We start from the raw sequence: 18,038 nt of genomic DNA, 5'->3' as shown, positions 1-18,038 counted from the left end.
TGCACGGTGTGCAAGAATTCGCATACCCTTGGACCGTGCTGGAGACGACCGACGACGCGGTGCCCGTGGGCCGCCGCGAGCAGAACAAGATCGACACCCGGCGGGCGATCGCGGATGCCGCCTTCGACCTCGCGCTGTCCGTGGGGCCGGGCGCGTTCACCGTGGACCAGATCGTCGGGCGTGCCGGGGTCTCCCGCCGCACGTTCTTCAACTACTTCCACAGTGCCGAGGACGCCCTGACCGTGCGCACGGACGGATTCCTCGAACTGGCACTGGAGGTCTTCGGCCGGATGCCGCAGGACGAGCCCCTCTTCGACTCCATCATCCGCGCCTTCACCGAGACCACGCGCATGGAGGGTCTCTCGCAGCACGGTGCCCTCTTCCGCATGGCGGACACCAACCCGGACCTCCTGCGCGCGCAGCTGCACTCGTGGGAACGCGCCGAGGCGCGGATCGTGGAGGGACTGCGCCGGCGCCTCGGGGCGGACGCCTCCGAGCTCTACCTCACCGCCCTCGTGGGGAGCGTGCTGTCCTGCACCAAGGCGGCGATGCGCGACTGGGCGGCCCTGACCCCCGACTCCGCCGGCGACCCCGGGCAGGAGCTCGAGGGGCGCATCCTCGCAGCGCTCACCATGCTCCGCGACGGGTTCTCCCCTCGCGCCGTCGATCCCGCCCCCGTCACCCGGACCTGAATCCCTGCCTTTCCTCCCCCTCCCGTTCCCTTCCCGCTAGGACTCCTCCATGGCTTTTCTCCTCTACCGGCTCGGTTCCTTCGCGTTCCGGAGGCGGTGGTGGGTCGTCTCCGCATGGCTCGCCATCATGCTGGCGGTCGGCGCCGCCGCCGTCGCCTTCTCCGGGACGCTCACCAACAACTTCACCATCCCCGGCACCGAGTCGCAGCGGATCTCCGACCGGCTGCGGGAGGAGCTGCCGGAGGCGGTCGGCGGCACCGGCACCGTGGTGTTCACCTCCGACGACGGCGCCGCCTTCTCACCCGAGCAGCGTGAGGGCGTGCAGTCGGCCCTGGCCGGCATCGCAGCGCTCGACGGCGTCCGCGGCGTCATCGATCCCTTCGACGTCGCGGACCAGGTGGCGTCCGGCGGCGACGAGCTCGAGGCCGGCCGCGCGGAACTCGACGCCAGCGAGCAGCAGTTGAGTGCGGGCGAGGACCAGCTCGCGCAGGGCCAGCAGCAGCTCGACCAGCAGCGCGCACAGTTCGAGCAGGCGCGGGAGCAGCTTCCTGCCGCCCAGGCCGCGGCCACCGCGCAGCAGCTCGAGCAGGGCCAGGCCACCCTGGATGCGAGCCGCACCGAACTGGAGTCCGGGCGGGAGCAGCTGGAGTCCGGGCGTACGGAACTCGAGCTCGCCCAGCGGCAGCTCGAGGCCACCTCCGGGGTGAGGCTGGTGTCCGAGGACGGCTCCACCGGCGTCGCCAGCGTGCAGTTCGACCAGCAGATCAATGCTGTCTCGCCGGAACTGCGCGAAACGGTGCAGGAGACTGCGGCCGAGGCGGAGTCGGCAGGAGTGACGGTCGAGTACAGCAAGGAGATCGTCGAGGACGTCTCCGGGATCGTCGGGGCGACGGAGATCGTCGGGCTGGCTGTCGCCGCCATCGTCCTCGTCCTGATGCTCGGCACCCTCGTCGCCGCCGGGCTGCCGCTGCTCATGGCCATCGTGGGCGTGGGGGTGGGCGTGGGGATCACCTTCGCCCTGTCGGGGATCGTCGAGATGAACAGCATCTCCCCGGTCCTCGCCCTCATGCTCGGCCTCGCCGTCGGGATCGACTACTGCCTGTTCATCGTGAACCGGCACCGGACGCAACTGCTGCACGGCATGGACCTGCAGGAGTCGATCGCACGCGCCACCGGCACCGCAGGGAACGCCGTGCTCTTCGCGGGCATCACCGTGATCGTGGCCCTCGCCGCGCTCGCCGTGCCGGGCCTGCCGTTCCTGACCGTCATGGGTCTCTCCGCGGCCGGCACGGTGGCGGTGTCCGTCCTCGTGGCGCTCACCCTCACCCCGGCGCTCCTCGCCCTGATGGGGCGTCGCGTGATCTCGAAGCGCCGCTGGGCCAAGGCCGCCGGCCACCGGCACGCCGCCGCCTCCCTGGACACCGACGACAGCACGGCCCTTGCCGACCAGCGCGCCGCGAAGGGCGCGGGCTGGGGTGGCTTCGTGACACGGAAGCCCGTCCTGACGGTCATCGCCGGAGTGGTCCTGCTCGGCGTCATCGCCATCCCCGCCGCGCAGCTGCGCGTCGGCCTGCCCGACGGCGGCACGGAACCGGCCGATTCCACGGCGTTCCAGGCCTACAGCACCATCGGCGACAAGTTCGGGGCGGGCACCAACGGCCCGCTGATCGTCGTCGGATCCCTCCCCGAGACCGCCGACGAGGCGGAGCTCACCACGCTCCGGCTCGACGTCAACGACCGCCTGCGGGACGTGCCCGGCGTCGCCGCGTCCGTGCCCGCGACGGTGAGCGAGAACGGCCGCACCGCGATCTTCCAGGTCATCCCCGAGGAAGGACCGGCCAGCGAGGGCACCGAGAACCTGGTCCGCGACCTCCGCGCCGCGACCGGCGAGTTCGAGGACCGGACGGGCGTCGCGATCGCCGTGACCGGTCAGACCGCGGCGAACATCGACGTCTCCGCCAAGCTCATGGAGGCGCTGCCGGTATACCTCGCCATCGTGGTGGGCCTGTCCCTGATCCTGCTCCTGCTGGTGTTCCGTTCCATCCTCGTCCCCGTCATCGCGACCGCCGGGTTCCTGCTCTCGCTGCTCGCCAGCTTCGGCGCGACGGTCGCCATCTACCAGTGGGGCTGGCTCGGCGACGTCTTCGGGGTCACGAACCCGGGCCCGATCCTCAGCTTCCTGCCCATCATCCTGATCGGGGTGCTCTTCGGCCTCGCGATGGACTACCAGATGTTCCTCGTGTCCGGCATGCGGGAGGCGTACGTCCACGGGGACGATCCGAAGGCCGCGGTGCGTATCGGCTTCAGCCATGGTGCCCGGGTGGTCACGGCCGCCGCGATCATCATGGTCTCCGTGTTCGCGGGATTCGTGTTCTCGCACCTGGCCATGGTGCGCCCCATCGGCTTCGGCCTCGCCTTCGGGGTGCTCCTCGACGCCTTCGTGGTCCGCATGACCCTCGTCCCGGCCGCCATGTACCTGCTGGGCCGGCACGCCTGGTGGCTCCCGGCATGGCTCGAGAAGATCCTCCCCGACGTCGACGTCGAAGGAGCCCGGCTCCTGCGCGACGAGAAGAAGGAGAGCGTCCCCGTTCCCGTGTGACATCGGGAGCCGGCGTCGCGGGGACGGGCAGCGGGAAAGAGGCGGGGACGTGCGCCGTCCCCGCCCGAGGTCCTCAGGCGCCGAGGTAGCGTCCGGGCTTGTGGTTGAGCGCCACGACGAGGTTCAGCACCACGGCGCCGACGGCGGAGAGCAGCACGCTCGCCGGCTCGACGACGGCGAAGGAGACAAGGATGACGGTCGTGTCGAGAGCCATCTGCACGTACCCGGCACGCCAGCCGAGCCGTTCCTGGAGGATCAGGGCGAGGATGTTGAAGCCACCGAGGCTCGCGCGGTGGCGGAAGAGGATCAGCAGTCCCACGCCGGCCAGCAGGTTCCCGCCGAGCGCCGCGTAGAGGGGGTGCAGGGTCAGCCCGCCGAGCGCCACCGGGTGCAGGGAGGCCAGGCCTGCGACGAGCGCCACGGCCACCATGGTGCGCAGCGTGAAGTTCCAGCCCTTCTTCCACACGGCGAGGGCGAAGAACGGGACGTTGACCACGAGGAACAGGACACCGAAGGACAGCCCGCCCGCATAGCTGAGGAGCATGGCGAGGCCTGCTGTCCCGCCGGTGACGGCGCCGCTCGTGGTGAGCAGGAAGAGGCCGAGGGACACCGTGAAGGTACCCGTGACCATGCCCAGGATGTCCTCGGCCACCGAGTGCCTGACGATGACGTCGGCGCGGGCCGGGGCGGGGGCTGTCGTGGTGTCCATGGCGGCAAGCTATCACCGGCCGGTGCTGCCTCATGCACGGGTGGCCGCCGATGTGAACAAGGGCACAGGAACGGCGTCACCGACGCCGGCTCCGCGGACGCGGCGATCGCTTTCCCACTCGCCCCCGATCTCCGGTACGGTAGAAAAATAAGCTGGCTTACGGACGCGCCCTGATGGATGTGCCATGCGCTGGATCAGGGGTGCGGCGTCGCCGCGACGAGGAGGTGGACGTGCTCGAATACGTAGGCAGCAGGCTCGAGCAGATCCTGTTCGCCAGTTGGCAGCATTTCTCACTCGTGGTCCAGTGCCTCGTGATCGCGACGATCCTCGCCATCGCCGTCGCGGCGCTCGTCTACCGCAGTCCAGCCCTCACCTCCGTCGCGAACAGCGTCACCGCGATCGGCCTGACCATCCCGTCCTTCGCCCTCATCGGCCTCCTGATCGCCCCGTTCGGCTTCGGCGTCGCGCCGGCCGTGATCGTGGTGGTGTTCTTCGCCGTCCTGCCGATCCTGCGCAACGCCGTCGTCGGCCTGACCAGCGTGGACCGTTCGATCGTCGAATCCGCCCGGGGTGTCGGGCTCAGCCGCTTCCAGACCTTCCGCCGCATCGAGCTGCCCATGGCGTGGCCCGTCATCCTGGCAGGTGTGCGGGTCTCGGCGCAGATGGTCATGGGCATCGCCGCGATCACCGCATACGTCCTCGGGCCCGGCCTCGGCGGGTTCATCTTCACCGGTCTGGCCCGGCTCGGCGGCGCCAACGCCCTCGAATCCGTCGCCACCGGGATCATCGCCGTCGTCCTCCTGGCCATGGTGCTCGATCTCCTTCTGGTCGGCCTCGGCCGGCTCACAATCCCGCGAGGTATCCGTGTCTGACAGCATTCCCGCCACCCCTGCGTCCGCGGCCCCCTCGGCCGAGATCACCGGCGCGAGCATCCTGCTGGACAAGGTCAGCAAGCGGTATCCCGGTCAGGCCAAGGCGGCCGTCGACGGACTCACCATGGAGATCCCGGCCGGCAAGATCGTCATGCTGGTGGGTCCCTCGGGCTGCGGCAAGACCACCACCCTGAAGATGATCAACCGCCTGATCGAGCCCTCCGAGGGGCGGATCGTCCTCGACGGCGACGACGTGACGGCGATCGACGGCGACGCCCTGCGCCGCCGAATCGGCTACGTCATCCAGGCCGGCGGCCTGTTCCCGCACATGACCGTCGCGACGAACATCGCGATCGTCCCGAAGATGCTCGGCTGGGGCAAGGAACGCGTGGCCGCCCGTGTGGACGAGCTCCTCGAGCTCGTCTCCCTCGACCCGGAGCAGTACCGCGACAGGTTCCCCCGGGAGCTCTCCGGCGGGCAGCAGCAGCGCGTGGGCGTCGCCCGGGCGCTCGCCGCGGATCCGCCCGTGCTGCTCATGGACGAGCCGTTCGGCGCCGTGGACCCGATCACCCGGGTGCGCCTGCAGGACGAGCTCATCAGCATCCAGAAGGAGCTGCAGAAGACGATCGTCTGCGTCACCCACGACTTCGACGAAGCGGTGAAGCTCGGGGACTGGATCGCCATCTTCACGGAGGGCGCGCAGCTGGTGCAGTACGACACCCCGGCGCGCATCCTGGCCGAGCCCGCCAACGAGTTCGTGGAGAACTTCATCGGCGCAGGTGCCGGGCTCAAGCAGCTGACCCTCACGCGCGTCAACGAGGTGTCCCTGCAGTCCGCCGTGACCGCGTCCCCCGGCGATCTCGCCTCCGACGTCCTCTCGCGCCTGGACCAGCAGGGGGACGACCACGCCGTCATCATCGACGGCCGGAACCGGCCGCTGCAGTGGCTGTCGAGGAGGCAGCTCGCCCGGCTGGAGCGGATCGGCGGGGACAGCGATCCGCGTCTCCCGGTCATCGGCGAGCGCGCCACCCTGAACGACGCCCTCGACATCATGCTCGTCTCGAGTGTGGGCGCGGCGCTCGTCACCGGTGGACGTGACAGCTTCCGCGGCGTCGTCGACGTGGAGACCATCATGGTCGCGATGAGCCAGGCGCACGCCCATGCGCGTACCTCCCACGCCGAGGGCAAGCCGGTCGGCATCAACACCGGCGCGCTCACCACACAGCCGGGAACCGGCGTCGAGCCCGAACCCCTGCACCCGGCCGTCAGGGGTGGCTCGGGTGAGTAGTCGAGCGGGCGCTCCCGCCGACGCGGCTGTCCAGGGCGCGACGTCGGGTACCGGCACCTCCCTCGTCCCGCGCGGGGCCGCCGATCCCCTCACCGTCAGCACGGGCCGCGGCTGGCGCCCGCTGCTCCTGCAGCTCGCAGGCATCCTCCTGGCAGGGGGTGCCCTGGCCCTCTGGCTCACGACGGCGGAGCTCACCCCGACGGAACAGATCACCCTCAACCCGACCTCCCTCCTCATCTACACGCGGGAGCACCTGGCGCTGACGCTGCTGTCCGCCGCGATCGTGCTCCTGCTCGCCGTCCCGCTCGGCATCCTGCTGACCCGGAAGCCGTTCCGGCGGCTGGCCGGGGGCATCCTCGCGGTCGTCAACATCGGCCAGTCCGCGCCCGCCATCGGACTCGTGGTGCTGCTCGCCGCCTGGCTCGGCTTCGGTTTCCGCGCGGCCGTGACGGCGCTCGTGGTCTACGCGCTCCTTCCGGTCCTCCGGAACACCATGGTCGGCATCGGCCAGGTCGACGACCGGCTGGTCGAGGCCGGCCGGGGGATGGGCATGAGCGCCGCGGCGGTCCTCTTCCGCGTGGAACTTCCCCTCGCGGTGCCCATCATGCTCGCGGGCATCCGCACGGCACTGGTGCTGCTCGTGGGCACGGCCGCGCTCTCCACATTCATCAACGGCGGAGGGCTCGGCATCCTCATCAGCACCGGGGTCAATCTCAACCTGACGCGCCTCCTCGTGGCCGGCGCCGTGAGCGTCGCCCTTCTCGCACTACTCGTGGACTGGGTGGGGCGCGTCGTCGAACTCCTCGCCCGTCCGAAGGGACTCGCATGAGCCGCCATCCAGGCCCCCGCCGACTCCGTCTCCGCGCGGGCGTCGCGCTGGCCGGCGCCGCCGCCGTCGGCCTCCTCCTGGCCGGGTGCGGACTGCAGCCCGCCACGTCCTACGTCCCCGCCGCCGGCCCCGGCTCCATCCAGCCCATCGAGGGCGCCGACGGCGCACCCCTCACCGTGACGTCCAAGAACTTCACGGAGCAGCTGATCCTCGGGAAGATCTCCGTCCTGGCGGCGCAGGCCGCGGGCTTCGACGTCACGGACCTGACGAATGCGCCAGGGTCGCAGCCGCCCCGCGACCTGATCCTCTCGGGTGAGGCAGACCTGACGTGGGAGTACACCGGGACGGCCTGGCTCGCCTTCCTGGGCGAGGAGGCAGGCATCGCCGACCAGCAGGAGCAGTGGGAAGCGGTCCGTGAGGCCGACATCGCCAACGGGCTCGTCTGGGGCGGCCCTGCGCCGCTGAACAACACCTACGCCATGGCCGTGCGGACCGAGGCCATCCCGGAGCTGGGCGGCATCACCACGATGTCAGGGCTCACCCAGTTGCCGCCCGAGCAGCGGACGTTCTGCGTGGAGGCGGAGTTCAACTCCCGGGCCGACGGGATGACGCCCATGCTGGAGCACTACGGCCTCGAGCGCGGAGCGGCGACCGGCGTCCCAGACGCGAACATCGGTATCTACGACACGGGGGCCATCTACGGGGCGACCGACACCGGCGCCTGCAACTTCGGCGAGGTCTTCGCCACGGACGGTCGCATCGAGGCCCTGGACCTGACCCTCCTCGAGGACGATCTCGGGTTCTTCCCGGCCTACAACGCCGCGCCCGTGTACTACGCGGAGACCCTCGAGGAGTTCCCCGAACTCCAGGAGGTGTTCGACGCCATCACCCCGACCCTCACGGACGAGGCGCTGCGCGTCATGAACCTGCGCGTCGACGTCGAGGGTGAGGAACCCGCCGACGTCGCCTTCGACTTCATGGTGGACAACGGCTTCATCTCCAGGCCCTAGCGGGCCGGAGCCGGGACGGGCCGCCCGGCCGTCACGCCGATCAGGGACAGCCAGGCGCGGGCCTCCGCGCTCTCCGTGAAGTAGCGGGTCCGGCTGCGCGACTGGGCGATGAACGCTGCGAGCACCCGGTCCACGGGGTCGCTGCCGGTCAGCCCGATCGGCCCCGCGTGGTGGTAGGCGACGAGCATCTTGCGCGCGGGCGGGGTGATGTGCCGCACGAGGTTGAGGTGCACGAGCACCGGGGAGGCGTGCCAGCGCGGGAAGTGCGTGATCGTGTTCGCGAGGACGTCGAGTTCTCCCGGCCCGATCCCGATGCCGGGCCGCCAGAGGACCTCCAGGATCCCTTCGTCGTGGATGATCGTGAAGTCCTCCACGATGGCGCCTCCCTCGGTCGGCGCCCGCCGGTGCAGGCACTGTGCTGTGCAGTCTCCCACTGCGGGGGCATCCTCGCCTAACCGGCGTGCGGGGAGTGGGCGGCAACCCGCCACTGCTCGATCTCCGCCAGCAGCTCCCCGCGCCGTTGCTCCCCGAGGAACGCCGACCGTACCGAGTTCGCCGCGAGCCGCGCGCGCTCGTCGAGGCCCAGCCCGAACGCGTCCACCAGTGCCGCCAGGTTGTCGTCGAGGTAGCCGCCGAAGTACGCCGGATCATCCGAGTGCACCGAGACGTTCAGGCCGCGCGCGAGCATGTGCGGCAGGGGATGATCGCCGATGGCGTCGACGGTCCGCAGCCGCACGTTTGAGAGCGGGCACACCGTCAGTGGTACCTGCTCGAGGACGAGCCGTTCGACGAGCGCCTCGTCCTCGAGGCAGCGGATCCCGTGATCGATCCGGTCCACCGCCAGGACGTCGAGCGCCTCCCACAGGTAGGCGGGCGGGCCCTCCTCACCCGCATGCGCGACGCACTTCAGGCCGGCGGCCCGGGCCACGTCGTACACCTCCCGGAAGAGCGACGGGGGGTAGCCCGCCTCCGCCGAGTCCAGGCCGATCCCGATGATCGGTGCGTCCATCGCGAGGAGATCGCGCAGCACCACGAGAGCCTCCGCCGCGGGACGGTCCCGCAGGAACGCGGCGATCAGGGACGTGCTGATGCCGACGTCGGCCTCGCTCGTGGCCAGGGCGGCCGCCACACCGCCGACGCACGTCGCGAGGGAGACGCCGCGGGCCAGGTGCGCCTGCGGATCCATCATGATCTCCGCGTGGCGGACACCGGCAGCGGCCGCCCGGCGCAGGTACGCCCGGGTCATGTCCGTGAAGTCCTCCTCCGTGCGCAGCACCTCCATGTTCGCGTAGTAGAGGTCCAGGAAGGACTGCAGGTCGGTGAACGCGTACCGCGCGGCGAGGTCCGCGGGGTCGGCGTAGGGGAGGGTGATCCCGTTCCGTTCCGCGAGCGCGAAGATGAGCTCCGGTTCGAGGGTCCCCTCGATGTGCAGGTGCAGTTCGGCGCAGGGCAGTGGCAGCATGGCCCCAGCCTAGGAGGGACGGACGGCGGGCCGCCAGACGGCAGGGTGCTCGGACGGCCGGGGCGATCAGCACGGGTCTGGAGCCATGGGGGTGCTGCGGCGCCGCGGCTGCCGCGGTCAGCGCCCGGCCGACTCCCGGACGCCCCAGCTGGCGAGGAAGGGCAGCTTCTGCGCCGTCTCGGAGTCCGGCTGCGCCGTGTAGACGACGAGCACCTGGTCGGTGGCACGGGGCGGCGTGACCGTCTCGATGTCGAAGGAGAGGTCTCCGACGATCGGATGGAGGATCCGCTTGGCCGCGGACGCGTAGTCCTGGACGCGGTGGTCGGCCCACCACCGGGCCGCGTCGGCATCCCCTGAGCAGAGCTCGTCGATCAGGGCGACCAGCCGACGGTCATCGGGATACCGGCCCAGCTCGCCCCGCAGGGCCGCCACGGAGGCCGCCGCGAAGTGCTCCCAGTTCACGATGCGCTCACGCGCCAGCGGGTCGAAGAACATGAACCGGGGGAAGGACGACGACGGCCGCAGGCCGGTGAGCACGGAGGTGAGGAGCGTGTTGGTGGCCAGTACGTCACCGCGCCGGCCGAGGACCAGCGCCGGCATGTGGTCCAGCACGGTCATCAGGCGCAGCAGGCCGGGATCGGCCTGCTGGACTGCGGGCGTCGACGGCTTCGGGCGGTTCGAGGGGGCCGCCAGCGCGAACAGGTGGGCCTGTTCGACGTCGTCGAGCCGGAGCGCCGTCGCGAGGGAATCGAGGACGGCGCGGGAGATGTTCGCCTGCCGTCCCTGTTCCAGCCTGCTGTAGTAGTCGGGACTCACGCCCGCCAGGACGGCGAGCTCCTCCTTCCGCAGGCCGGGCACGCGCCGCGGCCCCGGGAAGGCGCGCAGTCCGACGTCGGCGGGCGTCAGGCTGTCGCGGCGGGAGCGGAGGAACGCTCCGAGCTGGGTGCGGTCGGCGGGCATCCTCCCACTGTAGGAGGTGGTCCCGCCCGCATCGTGGTCCTGCCGTGCCCCGGTCCGCCGCGGCCTGGTCCACCCGCCGCCCACCGCGTAGAACTGGGAGCATGACAACCACACCGGCATCGACCGCCCCGCCCGTGCTCCCCGACGGCGGAACCCCGCCGACGGGGCCGGGCTGATGCCCGCGCTCGCCCCCTTCGGGACGGACAGCACGGCCCTGGAGGTGGTCGAGGGCCTCGACCTCCGCGGCCGCGCCGCCGTCGTCACCGGCGGATCCTCGGGCATCGGCGTCGAGACCGCGCGGGCGCTGGCCCATGCGGGTGCCGCGGTGACTCTGGCCGTCAGGGATCCCGAGGCCGGCCGGCGCACGGTCGCGGACATCCGCAGCAGCAGTCCCGGCGCCACCGTGGACGTCCGGAGCCTGGATCTCGCGGACCCGGGCTCGGTGGTCCGCTTCACCGACGACTGGAGCGGACCGCTGCACCTGCTCGTCACCAACGCCGGGGTCATGATGACGCCGGAGCTGCGGACTCCCCAGGGGTGGGAGCTGCAGTTCGCCACGAACCACCTGGGGCACTTCGCCCTCACCACGGGACTCCATGCCGCACTCGCGGCGGCCGAGGGTGCGCGCATCGTGTCCGTGAGCTCGAGCGGCCACGGGAACTCGGACATCGTCTACGAGGACCTGTTCTTCGACCGCCGCCCGTACGATGCGGGGCACGCCTACGGGCAGTCGAAGACCGCGAACGTGCTCTTCGCGGTCGAGGCGACGCGGCGCTGGGCGGACGACGGCGTCACCGCGAACGCCGTCATGCCGGGTGGGGTGTGGACCGGTCTCCAGCGGCACTGGGACCCCGAGGCGCTCGCCGCGACGAAGGCGCAGGTCGCGGCGCTCGGCCTCACCGTCAAGACGCCCGCGCAGGGCGCCGCCACCTCGGTGTTCGCCGCGGTGTCACCGCTGCTCGAGGGAGTCGGCGGGCTCTACCTCGAGGACTGCCGTGCAGCGGACGTCGTGCCGGCGATCGTCGACGGGCTCCACGGTGTCCGGGACTACGCCCTGGATCCGGTCAGTGCCCGGAGGCTGTGGGAGGTCTCGCTCGCCCTCCTGGCCGGTTCATGACCCCGGGAACACGAAAGAGGGCGGACCCGTGCGGGTCCGCCCTCCTCAGGTCCTGCCGGAGCGCCTAGTAGAGCGCGGCTTCCGACTCGGCGGCCGGCGTCTCGCCGCTGCCGAGGTTCGCGGCGAGCTTCGCGCCGAGCTCGGCGTCGACGTTGGTCCAGTACTGGACGGCCCGGGCACGGATCTCGTCACTCTGCACACCGCCCACGGCACCGGTGATGGTCTCGAGGAAGCGCGCACGCTGGGCGTCGTCGAACACCTCGCGGTAGAGCGTCCCGGCCTGGCCGAAGTCGTCGTCCTCGGCGTGCAGCGAGTGCGCCGCGTACACGAGGTCGCCGTCGTTCTCCCAGCCGCCGTGGGCGCCGTACTGCGCCGGATCGGCGGCGGGTCCGCCCACCGAGTTCGGCGCGTAGACCGGGGTGGAGGCCGCGTTGAAGTGGTAGCGCGCCGCACCGTCCTTCGAGTAGTTGCGCACCTCGTTCTTCGGCATGTTCACGGGCAGCTGCGCGTGGTTGGTGCCCACACGGTAGCGGTGCGCGTCCGCGTAGGAGAAGATGCGCGCCTGCAGCATGCGGTCCGGGCTCGCGGCGATGCCGGGCACGAAGTTCGACGGCGCGAACGTGGCCTGCTCGATCTGCGCGAAGTAGTTCTCGGGGTTGCGGTTCAGCGTGAGCCTGCCCACCGGGATCAGCGGGTAGTCGGCCTGCGGCCACACCTTCGTGAGGTCGAACGGATTGAAGCGGTACGTCTTCGCATCGTCGTACGGCATGATCTGGACCTTGAGGTCCCAGCTCGGGTGGTTGCCCTTCGCGATGTTCTCCGAGAGGTCCCGCAGGTGGTGGTCGGCGTCGGACCCGGCGAGCGTCTCGGCCTCGTCGACCGTCAGCACCTCGTGGCCCTGGTTGGACTTGAAGTGGTACTTGACCCAGAACTTCTCGTTGAGCTCGTTGATCCACATGAAGGTGTGCGAGCCGTAGCCGTTCATGGTGCGCCACGAGTTCGGCAGGCCGCGATCACCCATCAGCCAGGTCACCTGGTGCGCGGATTCGGGGCTGAGGGTCCAGAAGTCCCACTGCATGTCGGCGTCGCGGAGGTTGGTGCCGGGCAGGCGCTTCTGCGAGTGGATGAAGTCGGGGAACTTGATGCCGTCGCGGATGAAGAACACCGGGGTGTTGTTGCCCACGAGGTCGTAGTTGCCCTCGGAGGTGTAGAACTTCAGGGCGAAGCCGCGAGGGTCCCGCCAGGTGTCGGGGGAGCCCTGCTCGCCGGCCACGGAGGAGAAGCGCAGGAGCGTCTCCGTCGTCGTGCCCTTCTGGAAGAGCGCGGCGCGCGTGTACATGCTGACGTCCTCGGTGGTCTCGAAGACACCGAACGCTCCGCCACCCTTGGCGTGGACCACGCGCTCGGGGACGCGCTCGCGGTTGAACTGCGCGAGTTTCTCGATGAGGTAGTGGTCGGTCAGCGGGATGACGCCGTCGCGGCCGAGGGCGGACGAGTTGCTGTCGTCGATGACGGGCGCGCCGGACTGCGTGGTGCTGAAGTTCGCGGACATAGTGCTCCTATTCCTGGTGGTGGGACTGGTGGTGGTGTGGGGCTGCCGGGCGGCAGTCGTCGCAGAGTCCCTGGTAGAGGACCTCTGCGACCTGGATGGTCATCCGGGAGGCGCCGGGCGACCACTCGGGGGTGAGGCAGGGCGCATGCCCGACGGCGCAGTCGACGTCCTCGATCCGCCCGCAGCCGGTACAGACGGCGTGGTGGTGGTTGTCGTCCACGCGGGTCTCGTAGCGGGCAGGGGAGTGCGGTGTCTCGATGCGGCGCAGCAGGCCGACGGCGGTGAGATCGGCCAGGATCACGTACACGGACTGCACGGTGATCTGGGGCAGTTCGGCGCGGACCGCGCCGGCGGCGTCGTCGGCGGTGGCGTGTGGCGACTGCTCGACGGCGGCGAGGACGGCGAGTCGCTGGCGCGTCACGCGCCGCTGGTGCGCGTGCAGGGCAGCGGACCACCGGGCCTCGCGGGTCGCGCCTCTCGTCTCCATCATTGCTTCAGTGAACCAGTAAATCTGAATTTGTCATAATAGGGGCCGCGAACTTCTCCACCACGCGGCCCGTGCAGTCGGTATCGTTGACAGGATGAACCTTTTTGTGCGCGGCTGGGCCTGGGCGCTGGACTACGCCTACGTGGGCTTCTGGCAGGCACACGGCTTCCTGCTGCGGGCCGATCCCACGCGCTACCGGACGCCGCCCGCGGGGGCGCCGGCCGGCAAGGCGCCCATCCTGCTCCTTCCCGGCATCTACGAGACCTGGCAGTTCATGCGGCCCATCGCCCACCACCTGCACCGGGCAGGGCACGCGGTGCACGTGGTGCAGACGCTGGGGTACAACCGCGGCACGGTGGAGGACATGGCGCACCTCGCCGCCGCCCACCTGGAGGAGCACGATCTCACCGACGTCGTCCTCGTCGCGCACAGCAAGGGTGGCCTGATCGGCAAGTTCCTCCTGACGATGTCGAGCGTGGCTCCGCGTGTCGACCGCCTCGTGGCGGTGAACACCCCGTTCTCCGGATCCATCTACGCCGCCTTCTTCCTGCTGCCCAGCATCAGAGCGTTCTCGCCGTACAACCGCACGGTGCGGATGCTCCGGACACACCTCTCCCTGAACTCACGCATCACCTCGATCTACGGGCGGTTCGATCCGCACATCCCGGGCGGCAGCTTCGTGGAGGGGGCCCGCAACGTGCAGCTCGAGACGATGGGCCACTTCCGGCCCATCGCCGACCGCCGGGTCCTGCGGGAGATCGATCGGGCGATCGCGGCGCGGACCACCGGCACCGCCTGAGCAATACCTCCTCGACGCGCCGCAACCGTTGCCGGAGCGAATCAATCCGCCGCTAGACTTCACCCGTGCCCAGACTCCTCGCCGACATCACCCCGCTGAAGGAGAGTCCGGCATTCCGGAGGCTCTACATCGGCACGGCGCTCTCGGCGATCGGTACGCAGCTCACCATCGTGGCCGTCAGCCTGCAGATCTACTCCCTCACGCAGTCCACCCTCAGCGTGGGTCTGCTCAGCCTGTTCGCCCTCGTACCCCTGGTGGTGGCGGGCCTCTACGGCGGCGCGATCGCCGACGCGCAGGACCGCCGCACGGTCGCGCTGCTCTCGGGGCTGGCGCTGTGGGCCACCACGGCGGCCATTGCGCTGCAGGCGTGGATCGGCGTGGACAGCGTGGGGCTGCTCTACGCCCTGGTCGCCATCCAGTCCGGTGCCGCCGGCATCAACCAGCCCACGCGGAGCTCCATCATCCCGCGGCTCGTGCGACCGGCGCTGCTGCCCGCGGCCAACGCCCTGAGCATGATCACCTTCGGCCTCGCCTTCACGGTGGGTCCGTTGCTCGCGGGAGTCCTCGTGGCGCAGGTGGGCTACGCCTGGACGTACACGGTCGACGTCGTCACCTTCACCTTCGCGCTGTGGGCCCTCTACCGGCTCCCGTCGCTGCCGCCCGAGGGTCCCACGCGGCGGGCCGGCCTCGCGACCGTGCTCGAGGGGTTCCGCTTCCTCGGTACGCGGCCGAACATCCGTATGACCTTCATCCTCGACCTCATCGCCATGATCACGGCGCAGCCGCGGGCGCTGCTGCCGGCCGTCGGTGCGGTGCTCATCGGAGGGGGCGAGCTGACCGTGGGCATCCTGCTGGCCTCCGGGGCGTTCGGCTCGGTGCTCGCCGGGCTGTTCTCCGGCCCGCTCGGGCACATCCACAAGCAGGGTCAGGCGGTCATCTGGTCGATCGTCGGATGGGGTGCGTCCGTGGCCGGCTTCGGGCTCGTCGTCGTCATGGCCACCGCGACCGGTCAGCCCGCGGCGGGCGAGGGCGAGATCTCCGTGTGGGTTCTCCCCGCGGCCGCCTGCCTCGTGCTCGCCGGCATCGCCGATTCCATCAGCAGTGTCTTCCGCAACACGATCCTCCAGTCGGCGACGCCGGACGCGATGCGCGGGCGCCTCCAGGGTGTGTTCATCGTCGTCGTCGCCGGCGGGCCGCGCCTCGGCGACATGGTGGCCGGTGGTCAGGCGGCGTGGCTGGGGGAGGGCTGGACCGCCGTCGTCGGCGGGATCGCGTGTGTCGTCCTGGTGCTCGCCGTCGCCCGCTGGCAGCCCCGATTCGCGCAGTACGACGCGCGCCATCCCCAGCCCTGACCGCCCGCCTCCTCCCTGCCGGCTCGCAGCGCCGACCCGTACGATGAACGGAACAGGCCACCCACCACCCGCGTTGTACTGATGTTCGCCCCGGCCCCACAGCGCAAGGAGAGAGCAGTGCACAACCATTTCAACGGTGCCAAGACGGCGTTGCTGTTCGGCGCCCTGATGGGGATCTTCCTCCTCTTCGGTGCGGTCATCGCCGGGGCGACCGGCAGCTCCATGTTCATCTGGCTGTTCGCCCTCCTCGGCGTCGGGTCGGTCGCCTACAGCTACTGGAACAGCGACAAGATCGCCATCCGCAGCATGCGCGCCGTCGAGGTCACGGAGCAGCAGGCGCCGGCGATGTACCGGATCGTCCGGGAGCTCAGCACACGGGCCGACAAGCCCATGCCGCGGCTCTACGTCTCGCCGACCATGGCGCCCAACGCCTTCGCGACCGGCCGCAACCCCGAGAACGCCGCGGTGTGCTGCACGCAGGGCATCCTGCAACTGCTGAACGAGCGTGAACTGCGCGGCGTCCTGGGGCACGAGCTGATGCACGTCTACAACCGCGACATACTCACCGGGTCCATCGCGGCCGCCGTGGCCGGCGTCATCACGTCCGTGGCGCAGATGTTCGCCTTCGCGGGCATCATGGGCGGCAACCGCAACCAGGGCGGCAACCCCATCGCGGCGCTGCTCCTCGCGTTCCTCGCGCCGCTGGCCGCGGGGCTCATCCAGACCGCGATCGGCCGCACCCGCGAGTACGACGCCGACGAGGACGGCGCCGCCCTGACCGACGACCCGCTGGCCCTCGCCTCGGCCCTGCGCAAGCTCGAGAGCGGTACGCAGCGGGCCCCGATGCCGCAGGACCAGCGCCTCGTCAACACCTCCCACCTGATGATCGCCAATCCGTTCAAGGGGGCCGGCGTGGGCAGGCTGTTCGCGACCCACCCGCCGATGGACCAGCGCATCGCCCGCCTCGAGGGCATGGCAGGCCGCCCGCTCAGCCGGTAGGACCAGGACGGACGACGGCGGCCCCACCTTCCGCAGGTGGGGCCGCCGTCGTCGTCGGTGCTGGTCGCGCTTCGGTCAGCGCATGTTCACGAACTGGAGGTCTGCCTCGTCGAAGTTCTTGAGCAGGGCCATGGTGGCCTGCAGGTCATCGCGCGACTTCGAGCTGACGCGCAGCTCGTCGCCCTGGATCTGCGACTTGACGCCCTTGGGGCCCTCGTCGCGGATCAGCTTGTTGATCTTCTTCGCGAGGTCCTGGGCGATGCCCTCCTTGATGGAGGTCTCGAGGCGGTACTCCTTGCCCGAGGGGAAGGGCTCGCCGGTGTCGAGGGACTTCAGGGAGATGCCGCGCTTGATCATCTTGGACTGCAGGACGTCGAGCACCGCGAGGACGCGCTCCTCCGAGTTCGCCTTCATGAGGATCTTCTCGCCGCTGAAGTCCACCTCCGCGCCGACCCCCTTGAAGTCGTACCGCTGGGCGATCTCCTTCTGCGCCTGGTTCAGCGCGTTGGCGACCTCCTGCTTGTCCACTTTGCTTACGACGTCGAACGTGGATTCACTCGCCACGATGCCTCCTCGGGGTGGTTGGGTTCTTTTGCCCTCAAGCCTATCCGGAACCCCTGCGCTTCACAGCGGGCGCTCAGGTGTCACCGGGTGCAGGCACACGGTCGGCTGGCACCGTGGTGACGAGCAGCCGCACCGAAGGAGGACCGCCATGACAGGGACACGACGCCGCCGCTACCGCGTCCGGCTCCGCCGGGCCGTCGCCGGGTCCTTCCTCGCGGCGGCCTCGGCGGCGTCGCTGACCGGGCTGAGCGCGGCCCCGGCGCTCGCCGTCCCGCCGGCGGTGATCGCCCCCACGGACAGTACGGGCAGCGGTGCACCCGGTCTCATCCTGGACGTGGAGTCGGCGTCGGTGGGCTTCCCGCCTGCGGCCGTGGTCGCGGCCGCGACCCCGCAGGAGCGCCTGGCGGGAGTCCGCGCGGACCTCGACAAGGCCGTCCTGCTGCACCTGGTCACGCCGGAGCAGGCCACCGGTTTCTACGCGCAGATCGAGCGCCGGGTGGCCGCGGGCCTGTAGCGTCCCGGGCCGATTCGTCTCCGGGGCGGTTTGTGGGTAAAGTTGTCTTGCCCGCGCTTGCTGCGGGCGGTCTTCCTGTGAAGACGTTCGGCAGATTACCCGAGCGGCCAAAGGGGGCTGACTGTAAATCAGCTGGCAACGCCTACGGGGGTTCGAATCCCTCATCTGCCACAGCAAGGAAGGGCCCGCTCCCTCGGAGCGGGCCCTTCGCCGTTAAGGCCCGGGAGCAGGCG

At 70.4% G+C, this 18,038-nt stretch carries 18 protein-coding genes and 1 tRNA gene; 12 read left to right on the top strand and 7 right to left on the bottom strand.

The features are described 5' to 3' along the window. Positions 1-35: 35 nt before the first annotated feature. Positions 36-692, top strand: a complete 657-nt coding sequence (locus MWM45_RS14190) for a TetR/AcrR family transcriptional regulator (protein WP_247826993.1) — start codon at positions 36-38, stop codon at positions 690-692. Positions 693-741: 49 nt separating this feature from the next. Beyond that, entirely contained in the window at positions 742-3,291 is a 2,550-nt protein-coding gene (locus MWM45_RS14185; protein WP_247826992.1) for an MMPL family transporter, read from the top strand. A gap of 73 nt (positions 3,292-3,364) precedes the next feature. On the opposite strand, the gene MWM45_RS14180 is transcribed toward MWM45_RS14185, so the two are convergent. Then, positions 3,365-4,000: a YitT family protein gene (locus tag MWM45_RS14180; RefSeq protein ID WP_247826991.1), complete on the bottom strand. Its 636-nt coding sequence runs from the start codon at positions 3,998-4,000 to the stop codon at positions 3,365-3,367. Positions 4,001-4,230: 230 nt separating this feature from the next. Between MWM45_RS14180 and MWM45_RS14175 the strand changes: the two genes are divergently transcribed. The 4 genes from MWM45_RS14175 to MWM45_RS14160 all read left to right on the top strand — a co-directional run bounded on the left by MWM45_RS14175 (position 4,231) and on the right by MWM45_RS14160 (position 7,999). Then, the gene (locus MWM45_RS14175) at positions 4,231-4,872 is read left to right on the top strand and encodes an ABC transporter permease (protein ID WP_247826990.1); all 642 of its coding nucleotides are present in this window, start codon (positions 4,231-4,233) and stop codon (positions 4,870-4,872) included. Continuing rightward, complete coding sequence (locus MWM45_RS14170) at positions 4,865-6,160, top strand: ATP-binding cassette domain-containing protein (RefSeq protein WP_247826989.1); 1,296 nt, start codon at positions 4,865-4,867, stop codon at positions 6,158-6,160. The genes MWM45_RS14175 and MWM45_RS14170 overlap by 8 nt, the downstream gene beginning before the upstream one ends. Positions 6,161-6,281: 121 nt before the next feature. Next, a complete protein-coding gene (locus tag MWM45_RS14165) occupies positions 6,282-6,989 on the top strand; it encodes an ABC transporter permease (RefSeq protein WP_418909772.1) in 708 nt (235 codons plus the stop codon). Continuing rightward, complete coding sequence (locus tag MWM45_RS14160) at positions 6,986-7,999, top strand: glycine betaine ABC transporter substrate-binding protein (RefSeq protein WP_247826988.1); 1,014 nt, start codon at positions 6,986-6,988, stop codon at positions 7,997-7,999. The genes MWM45_RS14165 and MWM45_RS14160 overlap by 4 nt, the downstream gene beginning before the upstream one ends. Here the strand turns inward: MWM45_RS14160 and MWM45_RS14155 are convergent. The 3 genes from MWM45_RS14155 to MWM45_RS14145 all read right to left on the bottom strand — a co-directional run bounded on the left by MWM45_RS14155 (position 7,996) and on the right by MWM45_RS14145 (position 10,421). Beyond that, positions 7,996-8,433, bottom strand: a complete 438-nt coding sequence (locus MWM45_RS14155; RefSeq protein WP_247826987.1) for a hypothetical protein — start codon at positions 8,431-8,433, stop codon at positions 7,996-7,998. The genes MWM45_RS14160 and MWM45_RS14155 overlap by 4 nt on opposite strands. 17 nt (positions 8,434-8,450) lie before the next feature. Beyond that, a complete protein-coding gene (locus MWM45_RS14150) occupies positions 8,451-9,461 on the bottom strand; it encodes an adenosine deaminase (protein WP_247826986.1) in 1,011 nt (336 codons plus the stop codon). Positions 9,462-9,578: 117 nt separating this feature from the next. Further along, a complete protein-coding gene (locus tag MWM45_RS14145) occupies positions 9,579-10,421 on the bottom strand; it encodes a helix-turn-helix transcriptional regulator (RefSeq protein WP_247826985.1) in 843 nt (280 codons plus the stop codon). 175 nt (positions 10,422-10,596) lie between these two features. Here MWM45_RS14145 and MWM45_RS14140 point away from each other — a divergent pair, with 175 nt between their 5' ends. Continuing rightward, the gene (locus MWM45_RS14140; protein WP_247826984.1) at positions 10,597-11,538 is read left to right on the top strand and encodes an SDR family NAD(P)-dependent oxidoreductase; all 942 of its coding nucleotides are present in this window, start codon (positions 10,597-10,599) and stop codon (positions 11,536-11,538) included. A gap of 64 nt (positions 11,539-11,602) precedes the next feature. Here MWM45_RS14140 and MWM45_RS14135 read toward each other — a convergent pair whose 3' ends face one another. Continuing rightward, complete coding sequence (locus MWM45_RS14135; RefSeq protein WP_247826983.1) at positions 11,603-13,090, bottom strand: catalase; 1,488 nt, start codon at positions 13,088-13,090, stop codon at positions 11,603-11,605. 7 nt (positions 13,091-13,097) lie between these two features. Then, positions 13,098-13,580, bottom strand: a complete 483-nt coding sequence (locus tag MWM45_RS14130; protein WP_231554355.1) for a Fur family transcriptional regulator — start codon at positions 13,578-13,580, stop codon at positions 13,098-13,100. A gap of 91 nt (positions 13,581-13,671) precedes the next feature. Between MWM45_RS14130 and MWM45_RS14125 the strand changes: the two genes are divergently transcribed. The 3 genes from MWM45_RS14125 to htpX all read left to right on the top strand — a co-directional run bounded on the left by MWM45_RS14125 (position 13,672) and on the right by htpX (position 16,727). Beyond that, positions 13,672-14,376 (top strand): esterase/lipase family protein, encoded by a 705-nt coding sequence (locus MWM45_RS14125; protein ID WP_247826982.1) that lies wholly within the window; start codon positions 13,672-13,674, stop codon positions 14,374-14,376. Positions 14,377-14,441: 65 nt separating this feature from the next. Continuing rightward, complete coding sequence (locus tag MWM45_RS14120) at positions 14,442-15,728, top strand: MFS transporter (RefSeq protein ID WP_247826981.1); 1,287 nt, start codon at positions 14,442-14,444, stop codon at positions 15,726-15,728. Between the two features lie 117 nt (positions 15,729-15,845). Beyond that, the gene (gene htpX, locus MWM45_RS14115) at positions 15,846-16,727 is read left to right on the top strand and encodes a zinc metalloprotease HtpX (RefSeq protein ID WP_247826980.1); all 882 of its coding nucleotides are present in this window, start codon (positions 15,846-15,848) and stop codon (positions 16,725-16,727) included. A gap of 75 nt (positions 16,728-16,802) precedes the next feature. Here htpX and MWM45_RS14110 read toward each other — a convergent pair whose 3' ends face one another. After that, positions 16,803-17,291 carry a YajQ family cyclic di-GMP-binding protein gene (locus MWM45_RS14110; protein WP_043440455.1) on the bottom strand — a complete coding sequence of 163 codons (489 nt, stop codon included), beginning with the start codon at positions 17,289-17,291 and terminating at the stop codon, positions 16,803-16,805. Between the two features lie 148 nt (positions 17,292-17,439). Here MWM45_RS14110 and MWM45_RS14105 point away from each other — a divergent pair, with 148 nt between their 5' ends. Together MWM45_RS14105 and MWM45_RS14100 are read left to right on the top strand one after the other, a co-directional pair. Further along, positions 17,440-17,805 carry a hypothetical protein gene (locus MWM45_RS14105; RefSeq protein WP_247826979.1) on the top strand — a complete coding sequence of 122 codons (366 nt, stop codon included), beginning with the start codon at positions 17,440-17,442 and terminating at the stop codon, positions 17,803-17,805. 89 nt (positions 17,806-17,894) lie between these two features. Beyond that, positions 17,895-17,976, top strand: a tRNA-Tyr gene (locus tag MWM45_RS14100). Positions 17,977-18,038: the final 62 nt, after the last annotated feature.

The organism is Arthrobacter antioxidans, assembly GCF_023100725.1.
Lineage (GTDB): Bacteria > Actinomycetota > Actinomycetes > Actinomycetales > Micrococcaceae > Arthrobacter_D > Arthrobacter_D antioxidans.
Note: the sequence above shows the minus strand (reverse complement) of the source record. Positions and strands in the feature narration are given on the sequence as shown.

Bases quoted from the DNA above. Each gene is read 5' to 3' on its own strand.
- MWM45_RS14150 (WP_247826986.1), bottom strand. From the start codon at position 9,461: ATGCTGCCACTGCCCTGCGCCGAACTGCACCTGCACATCGAGGGGACC.
- MWM45_RS14185 (WP_247826992.1), top strand. From the start codon at position 742: ATGGCTTTTCTCCTCTACCGGCTCGGTTCCTTCGCGTTCCGGAGGCGG.
- MWM45_RS14105 (WP_247826979.1), top strand. From the start codon at position 17,440: ATGACAGGGACACGACGCCGCCGCTACCGCGTCCGGCTCCGCCGGGCC.
- MWM45_RS14130 (WP_231554355.1), bottom strand. From the start codon at position 13,580: ATGATGGAGACGAGAGGCGCGACCCGCGAGGCCCGGTGGTCCGCTGCC.
- MWM45_RS14145 (WP_247826985.1), bottom strand. From the start codon at position 10,421: ATGCCCGCCGACCGCACCCAGCTCGGAGCGTTCCTCCGCTCCCGCCGC.
- MWM45_RS14180 (WP_247826991.1), bottom strand. From the start codon at position 4,000: ATGGACACCACGACAGCCCCCGCCCCGGCCCGCGCCGACGTCATCGTC.
- MWM45_RS14160 (WP_247826988.1), top strand. From the start codon at position 6,986: ATGAGCCGCCATCCAGGCCCCCGCCGACTCCGTCTCCGCGCGGGCGTC.
- MWM45_RS14125 (WP_247826982.1), top strand. From the start codon at position 13,672: ATGAACCTTTTTGTGCGCGGCTGGGCCTGGGCGCTGGACTACGCCTAC.
- MWM45_RS14140 (WP_247826984.1), top strand. From the start codon at position 10,597: ATGCCCGCGCTCGCCCCCTTCGGGACGGACAGCACGGCCCTGGAGGTG.
- MWM45_RS14135 (WP_247826983.1), bottom strand. From the start codon at position 13,090: ATGTCCGCGAACTTCAGCACCACGCAGTCCGGCGCGCCCGTCATCGAC.